General features: G+C 69.7%; 19 protein-coding genes and 2 pseudogenes. 10 read left to right on the top strand and 11 right to left on the bottom strand.

What is annotated here, in order from left to right; genetic code table 11:
- Nucleotides 1–49: 49 nt before the first annotated feature.
- A complete protein-coding gene (locus MQE23_RS03075) occupies nt 50–937 on the bottom strand; it encodes a universal stress protein (RefSeq protein WP_020271335.1) in 888 nt (295 codons plus the stop codon).
- A 240-nt stretch (nt 938–1177) separates the two neighbouring features.
- On the opposite strand from MQE23_RS03075, the gene MQE23_RS03070 reads away from it, so the two are divergent.
- Nucleotides 1178–2050, top strand: coding sequence for a universal stress protein (locus tag MQE23_RS03070; protein ID WP_037668036.1), 873 nt, complete (start codon nt 1178–1180; stop codon nt 2048–2050).
- 238 nt (nt 2051–2288) lie between these two features.
- Here MQE23_RS03070 and MQE23_RS03065 read toward each other — a convergent pair.
- From MQE23_RS03065 to MQE23_RS03055, 3 genes and pseudogenes are all read right to left on the bottom strand, one after another.
- Nucleotides 2289–2405, bottom strand: a pseudogene (locus MQE23_RS03065) (hypothetical protein); the annotation flags it as partial.
- The gene (locus MQE23_RS03060) at nt 2402–3283 is read right to left on the bottom strand and encodes a beta-phosphoglucomutase family hydrolase (protein ID WP_082319805.1); all 882 of its coding nucleotides are present in this window, start codon (nt 3281–3283) and stop codon (nt 2402–2404) included. The pseudogene MQE23_RS03065 and the gene MQE23_RS03060, both read right to left, overlap by 4 nt.
- A 47-nt stretch (nt 3284–3330) precedes the next feature.
- Nucleotides 3331–3486 (bottom strand): annotated as a pseudogene (locus MQE23_RS03055) (universal stress protein); the annotation flags it as partial.
- 230 nt (nt 3487–3716) lie between these two features.
- Here MQE23_RS03055 and MQE23_RS03050 point away from each other — a divergent pair.
- Both MQE23_RS03050 and MQE23_RS03045 read left to right on the top strand, forming a co-directional pair.
- Nucleotides 3717–4580 carry a universal stress protein gene (locus tag MQE23_RS03050; RefSeq protein ID WP_020271339.1) on the top strand — a complete coding sequence of 288 codons (864 nt, stop codon included), beginning with the start codon at nt 3717–3719 and terminating at the stop codon, nt 4578–4580.
- 119 nt (nt 4581–4699) lie between these two features.
- A complete protein-coding gene (locus MQE23_RS03045) occupies nt 4700–5713 on the top strand; it encodes a 2-hydroxyacid dehydrogenase (RefSeq protein ID WP_020271340.1) in 1014 nt (337 codons plus the stop codon).
- A gap of 444 nt (nt 5714–6157) precedes the next feature.
- On the opposite strand, the gene MQE23_RS03040 is transcribed toward MQE23_RS03045, so the two are convergent.
- The 6 genes from MQE23_RS03040 to MQE23_RS03015 form a co-directional block, all read right to left on the bottom strand.
- Nucleotides 6158–6592 (bottom strand): hypothetical protein, encoded by a 435-nt coding sequence (locus MQE23_RS03040; protein WP_020271341.1) that lies wholly within the window; start codon nt 6590–6592, stop codon nt 6158–6160.
- 88 nt (nt 6593–6680) lie between these two features.
- Nucleotides 6681–6935, bottom strand: a complete 255-nt coding sequence (locus MQE23_RS03035; RefSeq protein ID WP_128092509.1) for a hypothetical protein — start codon at nt 6933–6935, stop codon at nt 6681–6683.
- 542 nt (nt 6936–7477) lie between these two features.
- The gene (locus tag MQE23_RS03030; protein WP_037668039.1) at nt 7478–8731 is read right to left on the bottom strand and encodes an IS110 family transposase; all 1254 of its coding nucleotides are present in this window, start codon (nt 8729–8731) and stop codon (nt 7478–7480) included.
- A 753-nt stretch (nt 8732–9484) separates the two neighbouring features.
- Nucleotides 9485–10513, bottom strand: a complete 1029-nt coding sequence (locus tag MQE23_RS03025; RefSeq protein WP_020271344.1) for an alcohol dehydrogenase catalytic domain-containing protein — start codon at nt 10511–10513, stop codon at nt 9485–9487.
- Between the two features lie 275 nt (nt 10514–10788).
- Nucleotides 10789–12264, bottom strand: a complete 1476-nt coding sequence (locus MQE23_RS03020; RefSeq protein WP_020271345.1) for a bifunctional aminoglycoside phosphotransferase/ATP-binding protein — start codon at nt 12262–12264, stop codon at nt 10789–10791.
- Between the two features lie 103 nt (nt 12265–12367).
- On the bottom strand, nt 12368–13237 hold the full coding sequence (locus MQE23_RS03015) for a universal stress protein (protein ID WP_037668040.1): 870 nt from the start codon (nt 13235–13237) through the stop codon (nt 12368–12370).
- 194 nt (nt 13238–13431) lie between these two features.
- Here MQE23_RS03015 and MQE23_RS03010 point away from each other — a divergent pair, with 194 nt between their 5' ends.
- The 5 genes from MQE23_RS03010 (at nt 13432) to MQE23_RS02990 (ending at nt 16940) form a co-directional block, all read left to right on the top strand.
- Nucleotides 13432–14253, top strand: coding sequence for a universal stress protein (locus MQE23_RS03010; protein WP_020271347.1), 822 nt, complete (start codon nt 13432–13434; stop codon nt 14251–14253).
- A 161-nt stretch (nt 14254–14414) separates the two neighbouring features.
- Complete coding sequence (locus tag MQE23_RS03005; protein WP_037668042.1) at nt 14415–15020, top strand: hypothetical protein; 606 nt, start codon at nt 14415–14417, stop codon at nt 15018–15020.
- Between the two features lie 36 nt (nt 15021–15056).
- Complete coding sequence (locus MQE23_RS03000; protein WP_037668044.1) at nt 15057–16418, top strand: nicotinate phosphoribosyltransferase; 1362 nt, start codon at nt 15057–15059, stop codon at nt 16416–16418.
- 35 nt (nt 16419–16453) lie between these two features.
- Nucleotides 16454–16741 (top strand): DUF1876 domain-containing protein, encoded by a 288-nt coding sequence (locus tag MQE23_RS02995; protein ID WP_037668046.1) that lies wholly within the window; start codon nt 16454–16456, stop codon nt 16739–16741.
- A 13-nt stretch (nt 16742–16754) separates the two neighbouring features.
- Nucleotides 16755–16940 (top strand): Hsp20/alpha crystallin family protein, encoded by a 186-nt coding sequence (locus tag MQE23_RS02990; protein WP_020271351.1) that lies wholly within the window; start codon nt 16755–16757, stop codon nt 16938–16940.
- A gap of 114 nt (nt 16941–17054) precedes the next feature.
- Here MQE23_RS02990 and MQE23_RS02985 read toward each other — a convergent pair whose 3' ends face one another.
- Nucleotides 17055–17729 (bottom strand): CBS domain-containing protein, encoded by a 675-nt coding sequence (locus tag MQE23_RS02985; RefSeq protein WP_243378159.1) that lies wholly within the window; start codon nt 17727–17729, stop codon nt 17055–17057.
- A gap of 133 nt (nt 17730–17862) precedes the next feature.
- Between MQE23_RS02985 and MQE23_RS02980 the strand changes: the two genes are divergently transcribed.
- Both MQE23_RS02980 and MQE23_RS02975 read left to right on the top strand, forming a co-directional pair.
- A complete protein-coding gene (locus MQE23_RS02980; RefSeq protein WP_243378158.1) occupies nt 17863–18789 on the top strand; it encodes a pyridoxamine 5'-phosphate oxidase family protein in 927 nt (308 codons plus the stop codon).
- A 97-nt stretch (nt 18790–18886) separates the two neighbouring features.
- Nucleotides 18887–19840 carry a nitroreductase family protein gene (locus tag MQE23_RS02975; RefSeq protein WP_243382470.1) on the top strand — a complete coding sequence of 318 codons (954 nt, stop codon included), beginning with the start codon at nt 18887–18889 and terminating at the stop codon, nt 19838–19840.
- Nucleotides 19841–19845 lie beyond the last annotated feature (5 nt).

Here is a 19845-nt window from a genome sequence, read left to right as displayed (position 1 = left end):
ACTGCGGCGTCGGCAGCCGCCGCAGGCGTCGCTCACGGGTCATGGCCCGTCAGCGCTCCCGCTTTCCGCCACGTACTACGGCGACGGGGCAGTGCGCGTGGTGCAGCAGGGCCTGGCTGACCGAGCCGAGCAGCAGTCCTGTGAAGCCGCCGCGGCCGCGGGCACCGGCCACGACCAGCTGTGCCTCGCGGCTGGCCTCGATCAGGGCCGGGCGGACCCGGGACCGGACCAAGCGCCGCTGTACGGTGACGCCGGGATGGCGTTCCTGCCATGGAGACAGCGTGTCGTCCAGCAGCCGCTGCTCCTCCTCGCGGAGCCGCTCGATGTCCACGACCACGTTCAGAGGATCACCAGGACCCTCGTAGGCCCGCTCGCTCCAGGTGTTCCACACGTGCAGGGCCACCAGGTCCACGCCGCGCATAGATGCCTCGGCGAAGCCGAACTCGACGGCTTTCTCGCCCGCCGGTGAGCCGTCGACCGCCAGCAGCACGGGACCGTTCGGGTCCGGCCGGCCGCGCACCACCAGCACCGGGCAGCGGCCGTGCGCGGCTAGGTGCACGGCGGTGGAGCCCAGCAGAAGGCTGCCGAACGCGCCCAGCCCGCGGCTGCCGACCACGACGAGCGCCGCAGAACGCGACTCGATCTCCAGCACCATCAGCGGCTCACCGACGGTGACCTCTCGCGTTGTCTCCACTTGTGGCGCTGCTCTGCGGGCCCTCTGCTCGGCCTCGATCAGTGTGCCGTCCACCAGCTCACGCACCCCCGCCGCAGCCGGATTCCACGGGGGGCCGCCGGGCGGTACGTGCATCGACGGCCACCCGAAGGCGTGCACGAGCCGTAGGCCCACGCCGCGCAGACCGGCCTCGCGTGCCGCGACCTCCACCGCGTGCAGGCTCGATGGCGAGCCGTCCACTCCCACGACGACCGGATTCGCCACGACGGACTCTCCTTCTCGCCTGGCGGCCGGTCCTGACCGCCGCAGGGGTCGGCCGGCACTGGTGCACCGCCGCCTTCCTTCCAGCCTTCACCAGCCTGCGACACCCCGCATCGCGCGGTGGAAACAGACGAGCCAACAGGCCGCGCGCCCGGCAGCCGTGGCGTGGCGGCACCCGACGGCAGGGGGTGAGGCTGGAAGAACAGTGAACGGACGGGCGGCGGGGAGATCCCTGGAGGCGCCATGACTGGTGCGGACGGGCGTCGGCCGATCGTGGTGGGCGTCGACCCGGACCCTTCGAAGCGGTTGGTCCTCGCCTGGGCCACCGACGAGGCGGACCGACGTCACCTGCCGCTGCGGCTCGTCCATGCCCAGGGTGTGCCGACCGGCGGGTACCGGTCGGGGGAGGCGCGGCCGTCGTGGGAGGAGTGGAACCGGGCGCTGCACGGGCTGGGTGAGCAGGTGCTCAAGGAGGCGGTCGCCTTTGTCGAGTCCCGGCGTCCGGCGGTGGAGGTGTCGACGCTGCTGGCGGAAGGAGAGCCGGCGTGGGTCCTGCGCGAGGAGGCTCGGGGCGCCGCCCTGGTAGTGGTGGGCTCCTGGCACCTGAGCAGGCGGCGCGAGATGTTCTCGTCCGCTTCTGTGGTGCTCCCGCTCACCGCCCACGCTCCCTGCTCGGTCGCGGTTGTGCCGGAGCCGGAGCATGTCACCCAGCAGCCTGCGTACTTCGTGGTCGGCGTCGACGGCAGCCCGCATTCGGCCGCGGCGGTGGATGTGGCGTTCGAGGAGGCGGCCCTGCGCGGAGCGCTCCTGCGGGCCCTGTACGTGTGGCATCCGCCGCTCCTCGGTGTCCTCGATGAGGAAGCCGCGGTGCGGGAGTGCCGCCGGGTGCTCTCGGAGACGGTCGCGGGCCGCACCGCGTCGCATCCGGAAGTGGAGCTGCACCACGAGGTCGTCCGCGGACACCCGGTGCGGGTCCTGACGGAGTCCTCGGAACACGCCCTGGGCCTGGTCGTGGGAACCAGGGGGCACGGAGGGTTCACCGGCATGTTGCTGGGCTCGGTCAGTCAGGGAGTACTGCACCATGCCCGCTGCCCCGTCATCACGGTCCCGGCGTGAGGCAGCGAACGGCCCGGGACCCGTCTCCCGGACGGCCCTGTCCTCGCCGGCCGGCCTGTCACACGACGAGAGCGCTGCCGATCATGAGCGGCGAACAGGCGAGCTCGGGCCCGCTGGTACCGGACAGAGGGAGCGACGAGGCGGTCGGTGCCACGTCCAGTTCCAGCCCGCGTCCTGCGGTACCGGGTCTCCCCGCTGGTGAGGTCTTCTCCGCGCTGGGCACCTCACCGCGCTCGGCGCACTCGGGGAGCGCCCCGCGGGTCACGAAGTAGCCGTTGCCCAGCGTGCAGAGCGACTCCCGAAGACGTCCGTCCGCGGGATCGTAGCCCTCGTACTCCCAGATCCAGCCCGTCACGTCGGTGCTCCTCCCGCGAGCAGTTCTCCGAGATCCCGTACGACGATGTCGGCACCGTGTCGCAGCAGCCTCTCAGTGGTGTCCGGGCCGGCGGTCCGGTCCACGCCGACCACGAGGGCGAACCCCCCGCGACGGCCCGCCTCGACGCCCGCCAGCGCGTCCTCGACGACTGCGGCACGGTCGGCGGGGACACCGAGGCGGCGGGCCGCCTCCAGAAACAGGTCGGGTTGCGGCTTGCCCGGCAGTCCCAGCCGGGCCGCTTCACCTCCGTCGACGAGCGCGTCGAAGAGGTCCAGTACCCCGGCGTGGTCCAGGAGTTCACGGGCATGGCGGGAGGCGGACGCGGCGGCCACGGGCACCCTGGCCCGGCGCAGTGCGCGCACCAGCCGTACCGTGCCGGGATACGCGTCGACACCGTGCTCGCGCAGCTGCTCCGTGAAGAGCCGTTCCTTGTCTGCGGCGACGGCCTGCACTATCTCGGCCGACGACGCGAAGCCTCGTGAGGCCAGGAAGGCGGCGGCGCCGTCGATGCGGGATTTGCCGTCCACGTACCGCAGGTAGTCGTCCTGCGGGTCGAACGGGCGCCGCAGGTCGGGGTTCTCGGGCGGGTGCTCGCGCAGGAAGGCGTCGAATGCGGTCTTCCACGCCGCAGCGTGCACCCGGGCCGAGTCCGTGATCACACCGTCGGTGTCGAGGACGACGGCTCGGACGTCCCGGAGCAAGGGCGCGACTGAGGTGCGGGATGCCGGGGATCCGGCGAGCGGGGCGTTCACGGCCGCTGCCTTGCCGTGTGGGCGGTGAGGACGAGCAGCCCGCTTGCCGGAGCCGCACCCGTCGCCGTGCCGACCGAGGCCGTCGATCCCGACGTGAATCGTCATGCGTGCTCCCTGGAGAGTAGGACCGAGCCGGACGGGGGGGTGTGTTTTCATGGTCGGTCCCGTTGCGGCACGATCGCCACCGGGCAGTCCGCGTGATGCAACAGCGTGTGCCCCACCCGGCCCAGATGGAGGCTGAAGTGGCCGTGCCTGCGCCGGGCTCCGATGATCAGGAGGTCCGCTGCGGCGGAGCGATGCAGCAGCACCTCGGATGTGCAGGTGCGCAGCGCGAGTGCCGCGTCGGCGCGGCCGAGCCGGAACAGGCGTGGAGCAGGAATTGCGCCCCGTACACGCTCGGTGCTGCGTCTTGCCGCCGCGCCCGGCGCTGCCGCTCCGCGCGACTGACACACCTGTGAGGAGTCGGGGATGATGAAGGGGGCAGTGACCCGGACGTTCGGCGAGCCTTCTTCAGCCTTTGCGCAGGGCGGTGAGAGCGATGGATCTTCCCGTGGTCGTGGGCGTGGACGGCTCTGAGTCGAGCCTGAGCGCCGTGGACTGGGCAGCGGATGAGGCCGCGCTGCGCGGGCTGCCGCTGCGGGTGGTGTACGCCTCGCTGTGGGAGCGGTACGAACGCGCCGTCTTCGCCACTGGAGGGGACAGGTCGGAGCAGATCCTCAATGGTGTCTTCGTAGCGGCCGCACACGAACGTGCCCGGAAGCGGGTACCTGATCTGAAAGTGTCCACCCAGGTGATACCGGACGGGCCGACGCCCGTTCTGGTGCGTGAGGCACGTAAGGCATCCGTGCTGGTCCTGGGGTGCCGCGGTCGCGGTGATGTTGCCGAGCTGCTACTCGGTTCCGTCAGCCTGACCGTGGCGGGACAGGCCGACTGCCCTGTGATCGTGGTCCGTGGCGGCCACGACGACGGGAGCGGGACGCCTCGTCGCATCGTTCTGGGTATCGGAGCGGAGGCGGCAACCGCGAACGCCGTCCGCTTCGCTTTGGAGGAGGCAGAGCGACGCGGCGCCCTGGTGGAGGCCATACGCGCCTGGCGGCGTCCGGCGAGCGAGGCCATCGACCATCCGCTGCTCGGGGAAAGGCCGGTGCACGCGTATGAGGAGGGGGCAGTGCAAACGCTGGACGCCGCGCTGCACGACGCCCCAGCGGGCGTGGAACTGCTCAAGCGCACGGCCGAAGGCTCCGCCCGGAAGGTGCTCCTGGATGCCTCCCACGGTGCGGAGCTGCTGGTCGTGGGGGCACGGCGCCACCCGGGGCACTTTGGACTGCAACTCGGCAGGGTCGCCCACACGGTGCTGCACCACGCCGCATGTCCGGTCGCTGTGGTGCCCGAGCGTGTGTGAGGACTGTTGCGCATACGGCACACCGGGTTGTGCTGACAGAGTCCTTACGCCCAGGCCCGGCTGGTCCGACGACTGCCTGGTCCGCAAGGGCACCTGGCCCACAGAACAGGGAGGCCCCTGTGGAGATCATCGCGTACGGAGTCCTGGCCGACGAGCAGCCACTGCTGGGGGAGACTTTCGCCAGGGCGTTCGCCGACCGCCACGATCTGCGCTGCCTGAACCTCTTCCTGAACCGGGACACCGTTCCCCTCGCGGCAGGCCATGAGGTCGTGCTCAGCAGTGTGAACGACACCCTCGACGCCGAGGTACTGCGCCATTTGGCCAAGCACGGCACCAAGCTGATCGCCCAGCGGTCCACCGGCTACAACAACATAGACCTGGCCACGGCCCGAGAGCTGGGTCTGACGGTGGCCCGGGTGTCGTACTACTCGCCCTACTCGGTCGCCGAGTTCGCCTGGGCACTGGCCCTGGCAGTGGGCCGGCGGATCGTACGGGCCGCGCACCGCACCCGCGAGTTCGACTTCCGGCTCGATGGGCTCATGGGCCGCGACCTGCACGGCCGCACGGTGGGAGTCATGGGCACCGGCAAGATCGGCACGGCGTTTGCCCTCATCGCCCACGGCTTCGGCATGCGCCTGCTCGGCTGGGACGTCGCCGAGAACCCCGCCTGCCTGGCCCTCGGCATGGAGTACGTCCCGCGCGAGCGGGTGTTCGCCGAATCCGACCTGATCAGCCTGCACGTACCGCTACTGCCGGACACCCACCATCTCGTGGACGCACACGCCCTGGCCCTGATGAAGGACGACGCGGTCCTGGTCAACTCCAGCCGCGGCGGCCTGGTCGACACCGACGCCCTGCTGACCACCCTGCGCGCCGGCCGCCTCAGGGAGGTGGGCCTGGACGTGTACGAGGAGGAGGCCGGGGTCTTCTTCCTCGACAAGTCCCTGGAAGTGATGACCGACGAACGCCTGGCCCGGCTGATGACCCTCCCCAACGTGCTGGTCACCTCACATCAGGCGTACTTCACCCAGGACGCCGTAGGCCAGATCGCCGAGACCACCGTGCGCAATATCGAGGACTACTTCGCTGACCGCACGAGCGACAACACGCTCACCCATCCGGGCTCCGAATGAGACAGACGGACGGCATCGGCGGCCGGTGTGTCGGCGATCAGCATCAGGAGTCCTTCCCGCCTCCCCGACGGCACCTTCGGGGCTGCCCTGTGACCTGGGCGCTCTCTCGTGTCCCTCAGCGCGCCGAGGCCACGTCCGACAGCCCCGAAGACTGGCGTCAGCTCCTCGCCGGAGTCCTGACTGGGGGCCTCGCCTTGCCCACCAATTCACTGGCGGCCGCTCAGCGTATGAATGCCGACCGGCGAGCGGTCATGACCGGCCCGATGGCGAGACCGCCGCGGCGATCAGCGACGACCAGTTGACCGTCTCGGTGCGTACCGCGATGCGAATGGTTTCCCAGTACGTCGGTGCTCCTACCGGAATTGCCCACAATATCTAGAGTCGTCGAGCCTGGCCCGCCTGCACTTCGGCCGGAGGACACGGCCCGAAAGACACCTCAGGCCCTTAACTCGTCAAGCCATGCGTGTCTCCGGCGTCTTCGGCATCGAGCACCGCGTCCAGAGTGTCTCCGATCTGGATGAGGTCTTCCGGGGAGAGCTTGGGTGGAGTCCAGTGGTGTGCGCGTGCGTGATCGACGAAGGTCTCGTCCAGCGGGACGTGGTAGCGCTCGACGTAGTGAGCGAGGTCTGAGTACCAGAACCACTCGCCGTCAGTGTGCAGCTCCAACGCGCCGATGAGTTCGTTGCTCAGCGCGTCATGGACTGGTGATCCGGTGACGGCAAGGGCAGATCCTGAACGGAGATACTGCACCAGCTTCTCCTCGTCCGGGGCGGCGTGGTCGCGGACCGAGTCGCGAAGTGCAGGGCCGTCGGGGCGACCATGTGCCAGTTCCTGAAACTCACCAAGGAACCGGTTGTAGGGAAAAGAGTCACTGCCCATGCGCGGAAGCCTATTTGGCTTTGTCCATGTAAATGGGTTCTGGCTCAACTTCTGTGTAGTGACTGCGCAGAGTTAGACTCTTACCGTTTCATGTTGCCTTTGCCGATGGTGGCTGCCCATTCTGTGCCTGCCGGATGCGCTGGGCGAACATGCGGGTGACAGAGTTCAAGATCTTGGCGTCGGCCGCGGCTGGACCATCCGTGTTGATGTTCACGTAGGCAAATACAGAGTCCAGGCGGAGGGTGATCGAGGTACTGCAATGGTTCTTGCCGATGCAGTAGGAGGCCGTGAACGCTGCATCGACGTCCGGGATCTGTGCGGGCCCAACTTGAGCGCTTGCCATCTGAGACTTGCTCTCCGTGTATCTGCCGATGGCCTGAGCCCTCGTCCGAAAAGATTGGAGACCGAATCCAACAGTGCCTTCGAGGTCGGTCGCAGCGTAACCCTGGGTGCCGTAAGCCAAGCTACCGCCGTCTTCGGGGTTGGCACCGTGGAGACGGAGCGTGCCGGACTTCTCCCAACCGGGAGGCACGGCGTCCGAGTCCGGTAACACCGCCCGTACTTGATCCTTGTCCAGGGCCCTGACGGACTGAGGCGACGGCGTGTCGCCCTGGGTGGGCCTGTGCTCTTTAGCGCCGGCCCCGGACCCACACCCAAACAGAGACAAGATCGCCCCAACCGCGCATATCCCTTGGACTGCCCTCTTGGCCCGCAACATGTTCCCCCTCTAGCGATCAGCCCGACGATCATATGGGTGTCGCCGGCTCGGGCGACTTCAGTGCCGCCCTGAGAAGCCCAGCCGTCACTCAGAGTGGCCGTTGCGCGGAAGCTGTGCCAGAACCGAAACTCGTGAACACAGCCACCTATTCACGCCCTGCAGCCTGGTCACGCCGCCTCTAGAGCTTCGGCAGTAGTAGGAAACGCCGTCTGTTCATCGAACAGCTCGTGCTGCTGGAGACAGTGGTAGAGCTGGCCGAGCATGCGATTGAAGAGGTTGCGCTGGGCCGCTGCGTGCCAGTCACCATGGTCGTCACGGCGCCTGCGGTAGTGCGCCTTGGCGCCAGGAGAGGCGCTGATGGCAGAGAAGGCCCATAGGTAGCCGGCATGGTTGAGACGGTCATTCTTCACCCACCGCCTGGTGACACTGGACTTCTTGCCGGACGCCCTCGTGATGGGTGACGCGCCGGCATAGGCCTTCAGCCCACGGGCGTCCGAGAAGCGCTGCCGGTCGTCACCGATCTCGGCCAGCACCCGGGCGCCGAGCTGGACGCCGAGGCCGGGGAAACTGAGGATGATGTCAGCATCCGGGTGCTGAGGGAATGCTTCGTCCACCGCCTCTTCGAGGTCGGTGGCAGCCTTGGAGGCGGCTTCAAGCTGAATGAGCAAGGCGAGCATCTGCTTGCCGAGAGCGTCCTCGACGAGCGGCGGCTGATGAGCCCAGGCGCCTCGGAGGATCTCGTGGAGGCGGTCGGCTTCCGCTTCGATGCCGCGCTGGCGGCCGGCCCGCTTGAGGGCCGACCGGAGTTGCGCGCGGGTCAGTCTTGCGGCTCGCGTCGGTGTGGGTGCGAGGCGGAGGAGTTCGTGGGCCTCGGGTCGGCAGAGGCCCTTCTTCCAGGTCTCCACGGCTGCCAGGGCAGCCGGGTAGTACTCACGCAGCAAGGAGCGGAGCTGGTTGGCGATCTGTTGGCGGTTCCAGACGGCGTCCTGCTGGGCACGTGCAAGAACTGCGACGGCGCGGGCCAGGTCACTGTCCTGCGGCAGTGGCCGGTGGGCGTGCATGTCGGTGCGCAAGATGTTCGCCAGGACCAGGGCGTCGCCGGGGTCGGACTTCTTGCGGGAAACGGAGTGCCGATCGCGGTAGCGGGAAGCGGCCATCGGATTGATGGCGAACACTTGACGCTTACCGGTTCGCAGCACGGCCACAAGCAGTCCCCGGGAGGTTTCGATCGCGACCGGGATCGGGTTGTCCTCACAGTCGCCGTGGTCGGCAAGCAGGTCCAGAAGGATCTTGTAGCCAGCCGCGTCGTCGGTGATGTGCCGCTTGGCGAGCAGTTGGCCGCTCTCGTCGACCAGGGCTACGTCGTGCGTGCGCTCGGCCCAGTCGATACCGCAGTAGATCAAGTTTGCCCCCTCCGTCATGCTCTTGCTGATCGTTCGCGAGTTCACGCGGGCCACGCAGCGACCTAATCCCAGGACTCAGCCCCTCACGGCCGGTCCGCCACCTCAGTAGCTGTTCGTGGCACCAGCTCCCCCCGCGGGCCTCGGTCTTCGCGGGAGCTCGGGGCTCGGGCGTCGTGAGAGGTCACCGTGGAGTGGGCTCGCACCACCAACACCAACGAGTGATGTTCGAAATGGTGTTGACGCTCGGTGGCGCTGGGCGTCGCCGATCTTTCGGTAGGCATCGCAGGCCGGGAGGGACGTCAAGCGTCCGCCCAGCGCCAGCGGGCGCCAACATCTTTCAGACTCGCTGTGAGCTGGGCGTCGGCTCATCCAGTGTTCCGGTGGCTTCCATCGGTTCGTGGTGGCGGCCGATGCGGGCCGAGACGTGCCCCGTCTGTCCGAAGGCCTCATGGGCCAAGCCGCCCGCTTGCATCCACTCGGTACCGCACGGGCCGCCACCACTCGAGCAGCTCCGTCGCGGATGACGCCAACGGACCGCTCTTAATTCCGGATTAGGGAGGGCGTCGGCCTGGGGCCGACGCCATGGAGCCGGGGGCCGCCCGCTTCTTGCGGGCCCGAATCACACGGTGCGCGGCTCTGCTCCGCTTCTCCGTGTCTCCTTGTGGCCCTCGGCTCAATTCCATGGCACCACCCATCATCGGCGTGCTGTAGGGCCGGGCGGCCCCGACCTGGGGACGGGTCGGTCCGTTCGGGCCCCTGCTGGCCGGTCTGTCACTCGCGGTGCAGTACGACCTTGAGAGCGCCCGTGGTGGTGCCGCCGGCGAACGCCTCGTAGGCGTCCTTCATCCGGTCGAGGGGGAGGGTGTGGGTGACCAGTCCGGAGATGGGCAGGTCTCCGTACCTCACCAGCTCCAGCAACCACCGTGTGGGGGATGTGTCCACCTGGCCGGTGCTGATGGTCAGGTTCTCGCGCCACAGGGACTCGAGATGCAGCGTCACCGGCTTGCCGTGCACCCCGATGTTGGCGATGTGCCCTCCGGTACGGACGGCGCGGGTGGCCAGAACGAAGCCGTCCGGTTCGCCCGATGCCTCGATGACCACGTCGGCACCCGGTCCCTCGGACAGCTCGGCGATCACCTTGCCGGGCACTTCGGCGGCATCGGCCCCCACACCGGCGGCGGCTTCGAGCCGCGCGGCGGACAGGTCCACCACGATGATCCGCCGGGGCGAGGACAGCCGTGCGATGATCACCGAGGCGAGACCGACGGGACCCGCCCCGACCACGACCACGGTGTCGCCCGGGCTCACGTGGCCGTTCCGTACCCCGAACTCGTAGGCCGTGGGGAGGAGTTCGGCGAGCAGGACCGCTTCGTTGAGCGGGACCTTCCACGGCCGCCGGTGGGTGGAGTGGTCGGCGAGGGGAATCAGCGCCAGCTCGGCCTGGGTCCCGTTGATCAGATTGCCAAGAAGCCATCCACCGCCCTCGCTGCACTGCCCGAGCTTGGTGTCACGGCATTCCCGGCAGCGGCCGCAGGCCGAGACGGCCGACATGATCAGCTGGTCCCCAGGACGCACGTGGTGGACGTCGCGTCCGACCTCCAAAACCTCGCCGACGGCCTCGTGCCCGAGGACCGTCCCCGGCTTCACCTCGGGGAGATCGCCCCGCAGGATGCGCAGGTCACTTCCGCAGACGGTGGTGGCGTCGACGCGCACGATCGCGTCGGTCGGCTCCTCGATCGCGGGGTCCGGGACGGGGTCCCAGGAGATCTGTCCGGGGCCGTGGTAGACGAGCGCTCGCACGATACTCACTCGCTCCTGCACTCCACGGTCACTCCCGAGGGATGTGCGGGCAACCGGAATCATCAGCCCGTCGGACCGCCGGCACGGCGGGATCCGTCGTCTCGTCGTTCGGCCGGTGTTCATGACCGCATGGAGGAGCTGCCGCTGCGTCGATCAGCGAGAACCGGCCCGTCAGCCCGGCCGGGTCGGCGGCGCAACATCCCGCGAATTCTGGTGGCCGCCGGGAGCCCGGTGGCCGGTAGCCGGTCCCGGATATACGCGGGTCCACCGCCCGCTCAGTCCGGCTCCATGTAGGGGCGGCGGAAGACCGGGGCCTGGCTGGAGCCCCACGGGCGCACGGCTGTCAGCGCCCGGGCGACCGCGGAGTCCAGCGGGCCGCTGGTATCGACCGCGATCGCCTCCGGCCATGGCGGTTCCCTGGCCGCCATGGCGGTGGCGATGTCGAGGCCGGCGTCGGAGATTCCGGCGGCCCGCGTGGCCAGGCGGGCCGCTGTCACGTCGCCCGGCACGTGGCAGTGCAGGGCCACCAGGTCGGCGCTGGTGCGTTCGGCCACGAGCAGTGCCGCTTCGCGCTGGCCCGCATCGGACCAGGTGGCGTCCAGCACGACGGACTCACCGGAGGACAGCAGGGCGGACGCACGGTCGAGCAGGGTGGCGTAGGTCCTGGCCGTCCACTCGGGGGTGTACAGGCCCTCGCCGTAGTCGGCGGCCGCAGACTGCTCGGCGGGGATGCCCGCCAGCTCCTTGCGGAGGCGGTCGCTGCTGAGCAGCGTGACCCCCAGCCGGTCGGCCAGAGCTCCGGCGAGGGTGGATTTCCCGCTGCCCGGCAGCCCGCCGACCAGCGTCAGGCCCACGGCGGAGGTACGCAGATGGCGCAGCGTCGTCGAGACCAGCCGTCGTGACGCCGTCGCTGCGTCCGGCGCGCCCTGGCGTGCCTGGATCAGGGAGACCTTGGCGCGGACGAACGCGCGGTAGGCGACGTAGTGGTGCCACAGGGAAGGGGGTGCGGGGTCGCCGGAGTACTCGCTGTACTGGGCGAGGAAGTACGCGGCGGCCTCCGGGGCGCCGAGCTGTTCCAGGTCCATGGCGAGGAAGGCGGCGTCGTCGAGACCGTCGACGTAGCGCAGGTGGTCGTCGAACTCCAAGCAGTCCAGGACCCGAGGACCGTCGTCGAGACTGAAGACGTCCTCGGCGAGCAGATCACCGTGACCGTCGACCACCCGCCCCTGCTCGATACGTGAGGCGAACAAACGCTCGCGCCCGGCGAGATAGCGGCGCACAAGCCGCCCCACCTCCGCAACGCCGTCCGGCACGAAGCCGTCGGCGGCCAGCGCGCGGACCTGATCGAAACTGGCCTCCCAGCGGGACGACAGCGCATCCCGCGTGCCCTGTTCGTCCACGTCCCGGCCGCGGGGGGCCTCCGCGTGCCACGTCGCGACCTGCCGGGCGAGGCCCCGCAGGATGTCGTCGACGGCGGCCCCTTCGCGCACCAGCCGGGAGAGGCGGCGATCCGCGGGCATGCGGCGCATCACCACGAGCGGTTCGGGCGCTTCCGCGTCAGGGCTGCGGATCTCGCCCAGACCCAGGTAGACGTCGGGGGCGAAGCGGCGGTTGAGAGTAACTTCGCGTTCGCACGCGGCTCGGCGAGACGCCAGCGTGGTGTAGTCGAGAAATCCCAGATCCACCGGCTTCTTGAGCTTGTAGGCGCGGTCGCCGACGAAGAACACGACGGAGGTGTGCGTCTCGTACACCTCCGCGCGCGGCAGCGGCTCGCCATGGTGCCCTGCACCGGAGCGGGGCACTGACGCGTCGTCCGGCGACGCCGACCGAACCGATGTCTCACTGCGGCCAGGTTCAGTCATGAGGGACGACGGCGACAGGGCAGCGCCCATGGTGGATGGCGGCCTGGGCGACGGGACCCAGGTGGGGCGCCAGACCGGGACGGTGTTCGCGGCGGCCGACGACCAGCAGCACGGCGTCTTCGGCGGCTTGTACGACGGCCTTGGCCGGGCTTGCGAAACGGATGCTGTCGGTCACGTCCACCTGCGGATACTTCTCACGCCAAGGGCGGAGCGCCGTGCTCAGGAGTTTCTGCGCGTCCCGCTTCATCTCCTCGGTGACGTCGTGGTCCACACCCCAGGGCACACGGGCATGGAGTGGCACGCTTCGGCCGTGGACGGCAAGAAGAGGCACGCCCCTGGCCGCAGCCGTGTGGAAGGCGAAGTCGAGCAGACTTTCCGAGGAATCACGCAGCTTCAGTGCAACGACCACGCGACTCGCGGGTGCCGGGACCGGCCCGTCCTCGCCGGTGTCGGCGCGGACCAGCACCACCGGCCGCTGGGCCCGTGCCACGACCGGCATGCTGACGTCGCCCAGGAAGTAACTCGCGACAGACTCCAGCCCTCGTGAACCGAGCACGAGCGCCTCGGACTCCGAGGCCGCTTGCAGTAGGGCGTTCTGGACGTCCTCGGCGACCAGGCTCCCGCTGATGGACAGGCCCGGATGGCGCGTCTCAAGCTCCGCCTGCGCGGTGTGGACGAGACGCTTCGCCCAGTAGTTCTGATCGACTTCGGAGGGGAGACGGGCCGGTTCCGGTACCAGCATCGGCCAGGCGTGCAGCAGGCGCAGGGTGAGCCTGCGCTTCTCGGCCTCGTCGGCTGCCCAGCGGGCGGCCGCAAGGCTCTCGGGTGAACCGTCGAGGCCCACGGTGAGGACTGATTGCATGGCAGCGGCCTCCGTCTCATAGCAAGCTGGAAATGGCGGCTGACGAGTCTGATTTGCCGGACTGTTCGGATGTTGCCGACATCCCGAGCGTGGCGCGTTCCTCATTCGAGGAGTACCGCAATCCCTTCCGCGGCGCATGTGCACCCGCAAGGGAGGGGACCGGAGGCGGGCCGGCCGGAGAGGAGGCAGGGGCGATGACGATTCCCCTGGTGGTCGGCGTCGACGGGTCCGAGGCGAGCCTGGAGGCGGTGGACTGGGCCGCCGACGAGGCGGTCCGGCACGGAGTGCCACTCCACCTCCTGCACGCGGCGCCGCGAGATCACGAGGTGTCCGACGTCATCGGTCACGCCTCGGAACGTGCCGTCAATGGGGCGCCCACGGTGCGGCTGTCGAGCGAGGTGCTGCACGGCGACGCGGCCTCCGCCTTGGTCGACAAGGGGCGCAACGCCTTTGCGCTGGTGCTCGGCTCGAGGGGGCTCGGAGACCTCGCCGGGATGCTCCTGGGGTCGGTCAGCCTCGCCGTGGCGGCACGCGCGGACTGCCCGGTCGTCGTGGTGCGGGGGGCGGCGGAGCACCGGAATGCCCGGTTCGGAAGCGTGGTCGTCGGTGTCGAGGAGGGCGAGGGCAGCGGCACGGCCGTGCAGTTCGCCCTCCGCGAGGCCCAGGTGCGGCGCTGCCGGCTGGTCGCTGTGCATGCCTGGAGCACACAGTTGGGTGTCCTCACCACAGTTCAGGCCCCCTCTTGGTACGCCCTGGAAGCCCACCGCCGGTCGCCGGCGCAGGTGCTCGACGACGCCCTGCGCACCCCGGAGGAGCAATACCACGACGCCCAGGTGAGCCGACGGGTGATCGAGGGACCGGCACGCCAGGCACTGCTGGAAGCCGCGTCGGAGGCGGATCTGCTGGTCGTCGGCGCCCGCAGACGACAAGGGCACCTGGGCCTGCAACTGGGCCTCACCAACCACGCGCTACTGCATCACGCGCCGTGCCCGATCGCGGTTGTTCCCCGGATATGACCGCAACCCGGCAGGGACGGATCACGTCGACGGTCGGCCCCAAGCGGGCCGGAAGTCGGCCCAGCAGGGACCTTCGGCCCTGTGACCGAACGTCCGCAGTTGTCCGATGGTGGTACCAAGCGGTGGGGAAACGGGACCAGCGACTTGCTGGAGGCCGACTTATGAGTGCACAGGATTCGCCGTACGCGTCAGGCCCATCCCCGTCGCGCAGGGAACGCCCGCACAAGGGGGCGAACCCCCTGATCCGTCCGTGCGACAGGTTCGAAACCTGGATCCGCCGCTTCCTGATGTTCGTCCTGGTCCTCGGACTGCCGGCGGCAGCGCTCAGCGCGGGGCTGACAGCGTACGAGTCGTCGATACGCACCGTGCAAGCCCAGTCGGCGGAACGGCAGGAGGTCGCCGCCCGGCTGACGTCTGACGTCAAGGGCGTCGCCACGGACGGGAAGCAACGGGCGCAGGTCCGCTGGACCGACGACAACGGCACGGTGCGGACGGGAACGACCCTCGTGAAGTCGGGGACGCCCGAAGGGGCCACCGTGCCGGTGTGGCTGGACCGGGAGGGAACCATCACCAGCCCGCCGATGACCACACTCACCGCGAGGACCAACGGCTGGTTCGTGGGCGGCATGGCCGCGGTCGGAGTGGTCGGCGGGTTCTTCGCGGCACGTGCGGGCATGCACCGCGTGCTGAACCGGAGAAGGTACGCACAGTGGGACGCCGAGTGGAATCTGGTGGAGCCCCTGTGGTCCGCGCGCTTCCGCCGGTGAGGGCAGAGACCGGACGTGCACGAGGAGGCGACGTCGATGTCCGAAGCCACGACCACCGATCTGTACGAGGTGACGATGGCCATGTCCTACCTGCGGGAGGGGATGACCGGCCCGGCCACCTTCAGCCTCTTCGTCCGCGACCTTCCTCCTGAGCGCGGCTTCCTGGTCGCCGCAGGACTGGAGTCGGCCCTGGACTACCTGTCCGGCCTCCGAGTGGGCCCCGAGGACGTCGACGCCTTCGCGTCCGTGCTGCACCGGCCTCCGCGGGATCTTCAGCCCCTGCTCGGCCTGGAGTTCACGGGTGACGTGCGGGCCGTACCGGAGGGCCGGATCGTGCTCGCGGGAGAGCCGCTGCTGGAGGTGACCGCCCCTCTCCCACAGGCGCAGCTGGCCGAGACGTACGTGCTCAACCAGCTCAGCCACCAGACGGCCATCGCCTCTAAGGCCGCGCGTTGTGTGCTCGCGGCGGCCGGGCATCCGGTCGTGGACTTTTCCCTGCGGCGCACGCACGGCCCGCAGGCCGGGTTCCAGGCCGCCCGGCTCGCTGCGATGGCCGGCTTCGCCGGCACCAGCAACGTGGCCGCGGCTACGGCTCTCGGCATCCCCGCCGTCGGCACGATGGCCCACTCCTACGTGGAGGCGTTCGCCACGGAGGAAGAAGCGTTCCGCGCGTTCGCACGCTGCCACCCCGGCCCCGTGACGTTGCTGGTGGACACCTACGACACCGAGGAGGGCATCCGCGTCGCGGCGCGAGTCCTGCGAGACCTCGACCACGCGGCCCGCGGTCCCGGCTCGGCCGTACGGCTGGACAGCGGCGACCTCGGTGCCCTGGCGGCCCGGGCACGCTCCACCCTCGACAGCGTCGGCCTGCCCGAGGTACGGATCATCGCCAGCGGGGGTCTCGACGAGTACGCCGTGGACGATCTGGTCCGCTCCGGAGCGCCGATCGACACCTACGCCGTCGGGACCCGGGTCGGGGTCTCGGCCGACGCCCCGTACCTGGACTCCGCGTACAAGATGGTGGAGTACGACGGGCGCCCGGTGATGAAGCTGTCGTCGGCGAAAGTGACCGCACCCGGCCCCAAGCAGGTGTTCCGCCGCACCGCATACGCCGACGTGATCCGTCTCGCCGACGAGCAGTCGCCCGGCGACGGCAGCCCGCTGCTGGAGACGGTGATGCGAGGTGGGCAGCGAACCGGTGGAAGGCCCACGCTCGACGCGTGCCGGGAGAGACTTGCCGCCGATCTGGCCGGTCTGCCACCGGCCGCCCGCCGGATACTGGACCCGGTCGCGCCCCGCGCGACGGCCTCCGAGCACTTGAGCGCACTCGCCCGCCGCGTCCGGCGCCGCATCGACGAGCAGACGTCGGCTCCCTACGCACGGCCCGCGCGTCCATGACGGGCCGCATCCGGATCGCAGTGAGGAGGAAAGTGATGCCACATACGGTGGAATGGAAGGTTCGTCTCCACCTCTTCGAGGACGACGAGGGAGCGACGAAGGCACATGTGGTGCTGGACACCGGCACCACGGAGCTCACCGGCCATGGAACCGCGCACCGTCATCCGGCGGACAGGAACGTGCCGGAGATCGGCGACGAACTGGCGGCGGGCCGGGCCATGCGAGAACTCGCCCAGCAACTGCTGGACATCGCCGAGCGCGACATCGAGGGCGTGGGGGCGTCCCGGCCGAGCACCCGTCAGGCCGTCGGCTGGCGCTTGTGACCGACGGCGGCAAGTGAAGGAACACGCAGGGGCGGTACGCAGGCACACCCGCCGCATCGGGCAGTTCGACTACCGCACGACGCTGCCCCCGAACTCCGATACCGAGCACATCAGCGCGGATCTGACCAACGGGATCCTCACGGTGCGCGTCCTGAAGACCGAGCAGGGGAAGGCACACCGCATCGAGATCACCGGCTGAGCCGGCTGCGGGCGCCAGTCACCGGGACGCGTCCGGGGTCGGCAGGTGCCCGTTTGTTTCCGGAGGGCCGGCGGTTCTGGCGTCGGCCCTCGCCCGACCACGCTTCTGCGGGGCTCAGCCGCCGGCGGATGAAGGGCGGGCGTCGTCGTTCCGGTAGTCGATGTGCCCGGCGACCGAGACCACGCCGTCGACGCTGCCGCACAGCCGCTCGATGACGGGAATAAGACTCCTGAACTCGACGGAGCCACCGAGTTCGACCCGTCCGTCGCGCACCTCGGCCGTCACCTCCGAGGGAGCAAGGCCCATCGTGCGCCACAGCACGTCCTCGGTGATCTCGTCGCGGATGGCGTCGTCCCGGCGCAGGAAGATCCGCAGCAGGTCACCGCGGCTGACGATGCCCAGCAGCCGGTCCGTCTCGTCCACCACGGGCAACCGCTTGATGTGATGGACCTCCATCAGCCGGGCGGCCTCGACCACGCTCCACTCCGGACGTGCGCACACCGCGGGAGCCGACATCAGCTCCTCGGCGCGGGACCCCTCCGCCTTGGCCCGCTCCCATGCCTCGAGGTGTGGAACCGGGCTTCGACCGGAGGGGTCGGTCCGGTCGGCGCTCTTGCGCAGCAGATCGGCCTCCGACACCACACCCGCGGGACGGTCCAGATCGTCCACGACGGGTACGGCGGTGACGTCGTTCTCCGCCAGCAGCCTGGCGATCTCCTTGAACGGCGTGTCACGCCGCGCTCGGACGACGTCCCGGGTCATGAGTTCCGCGACCGTTCGGTGGCGCATGTCGGCTCCCATCCGGTACGTGACAGTCAGTCATCCCGGCCCACCCTGCGGATAGGGACCGGTCGGCCCATGCGGTGGTCTGTCGCGCGTGGCACGTTGGTTACAACACCATTCTGAGGAGAGGGCGGCGATCATGCGAGCTCACCTCGGCGACCAACTCGTCATCGAAAGCCCGGCGACCGGCGCCACCAGGCGCGACGGCGAGATCGTCGGACTCCACCACGGGGACGGAACACCGCCCTACGACGTGCGCTGGTCGGACACGAATGAAGTGACGCTCGTGTTCCCCGGCCCCGACGCGCACCTCCGCCACGTCGAGCACGGACAGCAGCCCGGGACGCCCCAGGGGGCTTCCCAGCCGGATACGGTCGAGCCAGGGCCCGTCTCCGCGGCAGCCCCGCCGACCGGGACTCCCAACCCTGGCGACATCGGTCGGCGCGTGGCCGCGGAACGCCACAGGAGTGGGCTCAGCCTGGGAGAGACGGCCCGCCGCGCCCGCATGTCGCCCGACTACCTGGCGTACCTGGAGGATCAGCCCGCCGACCCGAGTCTGGGCACTCTCATCAGGCTGGCCGACGCGCTGGGCACCACCGTCGCTGCCCTGCGTGGGGGCGGCATCGATCTGCCTCCCGGCCAAGGCCAGGCGCTACTGCACCCGCGGCTGAGGGATCTCAGCCCGCAGGAGTGCCGCACTCTGCTGTCCACGCACGGTGTGGGGCGCATCGCGCTCCCGGCGTCCGACGGTCGCCCGGCGGTGGTCCCGGTCAACTACGAGGTCGTAGACGACGCCATCGTTTTCCGGACGGCGCCCGGCTCGGTGCCGGCAGCGGCCGTGGGGAAGGAAGTCGCCTTCGAAGTGGACCATGTGGACGAGGCCATGAGTCAAGGCTGGAGTGTGCTGGCAGTCGGCCCGGCGCACGTCGTCACGGAGCCCGACGCCGTGCACGGGCTCACCCGACGCGCCCACACCACGCCCTGGGCAGGCGGTGAACGCGAGATGTGGGTGTCGATCCGGCCCGCGAGCCTCACGGGCAGGCGCATCACCCCTGCCGACGAGTGACCACCGCAGGACCGGCCCCCTCCTGGCCTCTGCCACCGATCCGCGAGAGGAGACCCCGGTGAGCGGACAAGAACCGTCCGACGAGCGCCTGACGGACATGGTCCACGACGCTGCCGCCGCCCCGTCGATGCACAACGCACAGCCCTGGCGCTTCCGCTACGTCCGGCGCAGCCGCACGTTCGAGATGCGCGCCGACTTCGAGCGTGCCATGCCCCGCTCCGACCCCCGTACCCGCGGCCTTCACATCGGCTGCGGCGCCGCCCTGCTGAACCTGCGGGTCGCCGTGGCCCACGAGGGCTGGCATCCGGAGACCCGGCTGCTGCACGACCCGTCCGATCCGGCGCTCCTCGCGAGCGTGCGGCTGACCGCACCCGGAATCGGGGAGAACGACCTCGGCGCGCTGTATCCGGCGATCCACGAACGGCACAGCAGCCGCTTCCCGTTCGACGAGACGGAGATTCCCGATGCCGTGCGGGAGGCGCTCAGCGAGGCCGCCCGGCGTGAGGGAGCCGAGCTGACGTTCCCCACCTCATGGCATCTGCAGGAGGTGCTGGAGATGGTCCAGGAAGCCGAGGCGCGCAACCTCACCGACCACGGCAGCGACCAGGACCTGGCCGAATGGACCCGTATCGACGCACCGTCGGCGAACATGACCGACGACGGAGTCCCGGAATACGCCTTCGGACCGCGCAAGCGCGGGGGCAAAGCTCCCATGCGGGACTTCGCGGGCCCACGGCAGGTGGCGGGACGGGACGCCGCACACTTCGAAGAGAGCCCTCAGGTAGCCCTGGTCAGCACGAGCCACGACCGTCCGGAGGACTGGCTGCGCGCCGGCCAGGCCATGGAACGCGTCCTGCTGCTGGCCACCCTGGAGGGCCTGTCCAGCTCCTTCGCCACCCAGCCCCTCGAATGGACGGACCTGCGCTGGCCGCTGCGTGATCCGGTCACCGGGACGGGTTACACGCAGATGCTGCTGCGCCTGGGATACGGCCCCAAAGGCCCCCGCACGCCGCGCCGACCAGTGGCGGAGGTACTCGACATCCGGCCCTGACCTGC

This window comes from Streptomyces sp. HP-A2021, assembly GCF_022807935.1.
Taxonomy (GTDB): Bacteria; Actinomycetota; Actinomycetes; order Streptomycetales; family Streptomycetaceae; genus Streptomyces; species Streptomyces afghaniensis.
This window is presented reverse-complemented; position numbering and strand designations above follow the sequence as displayed.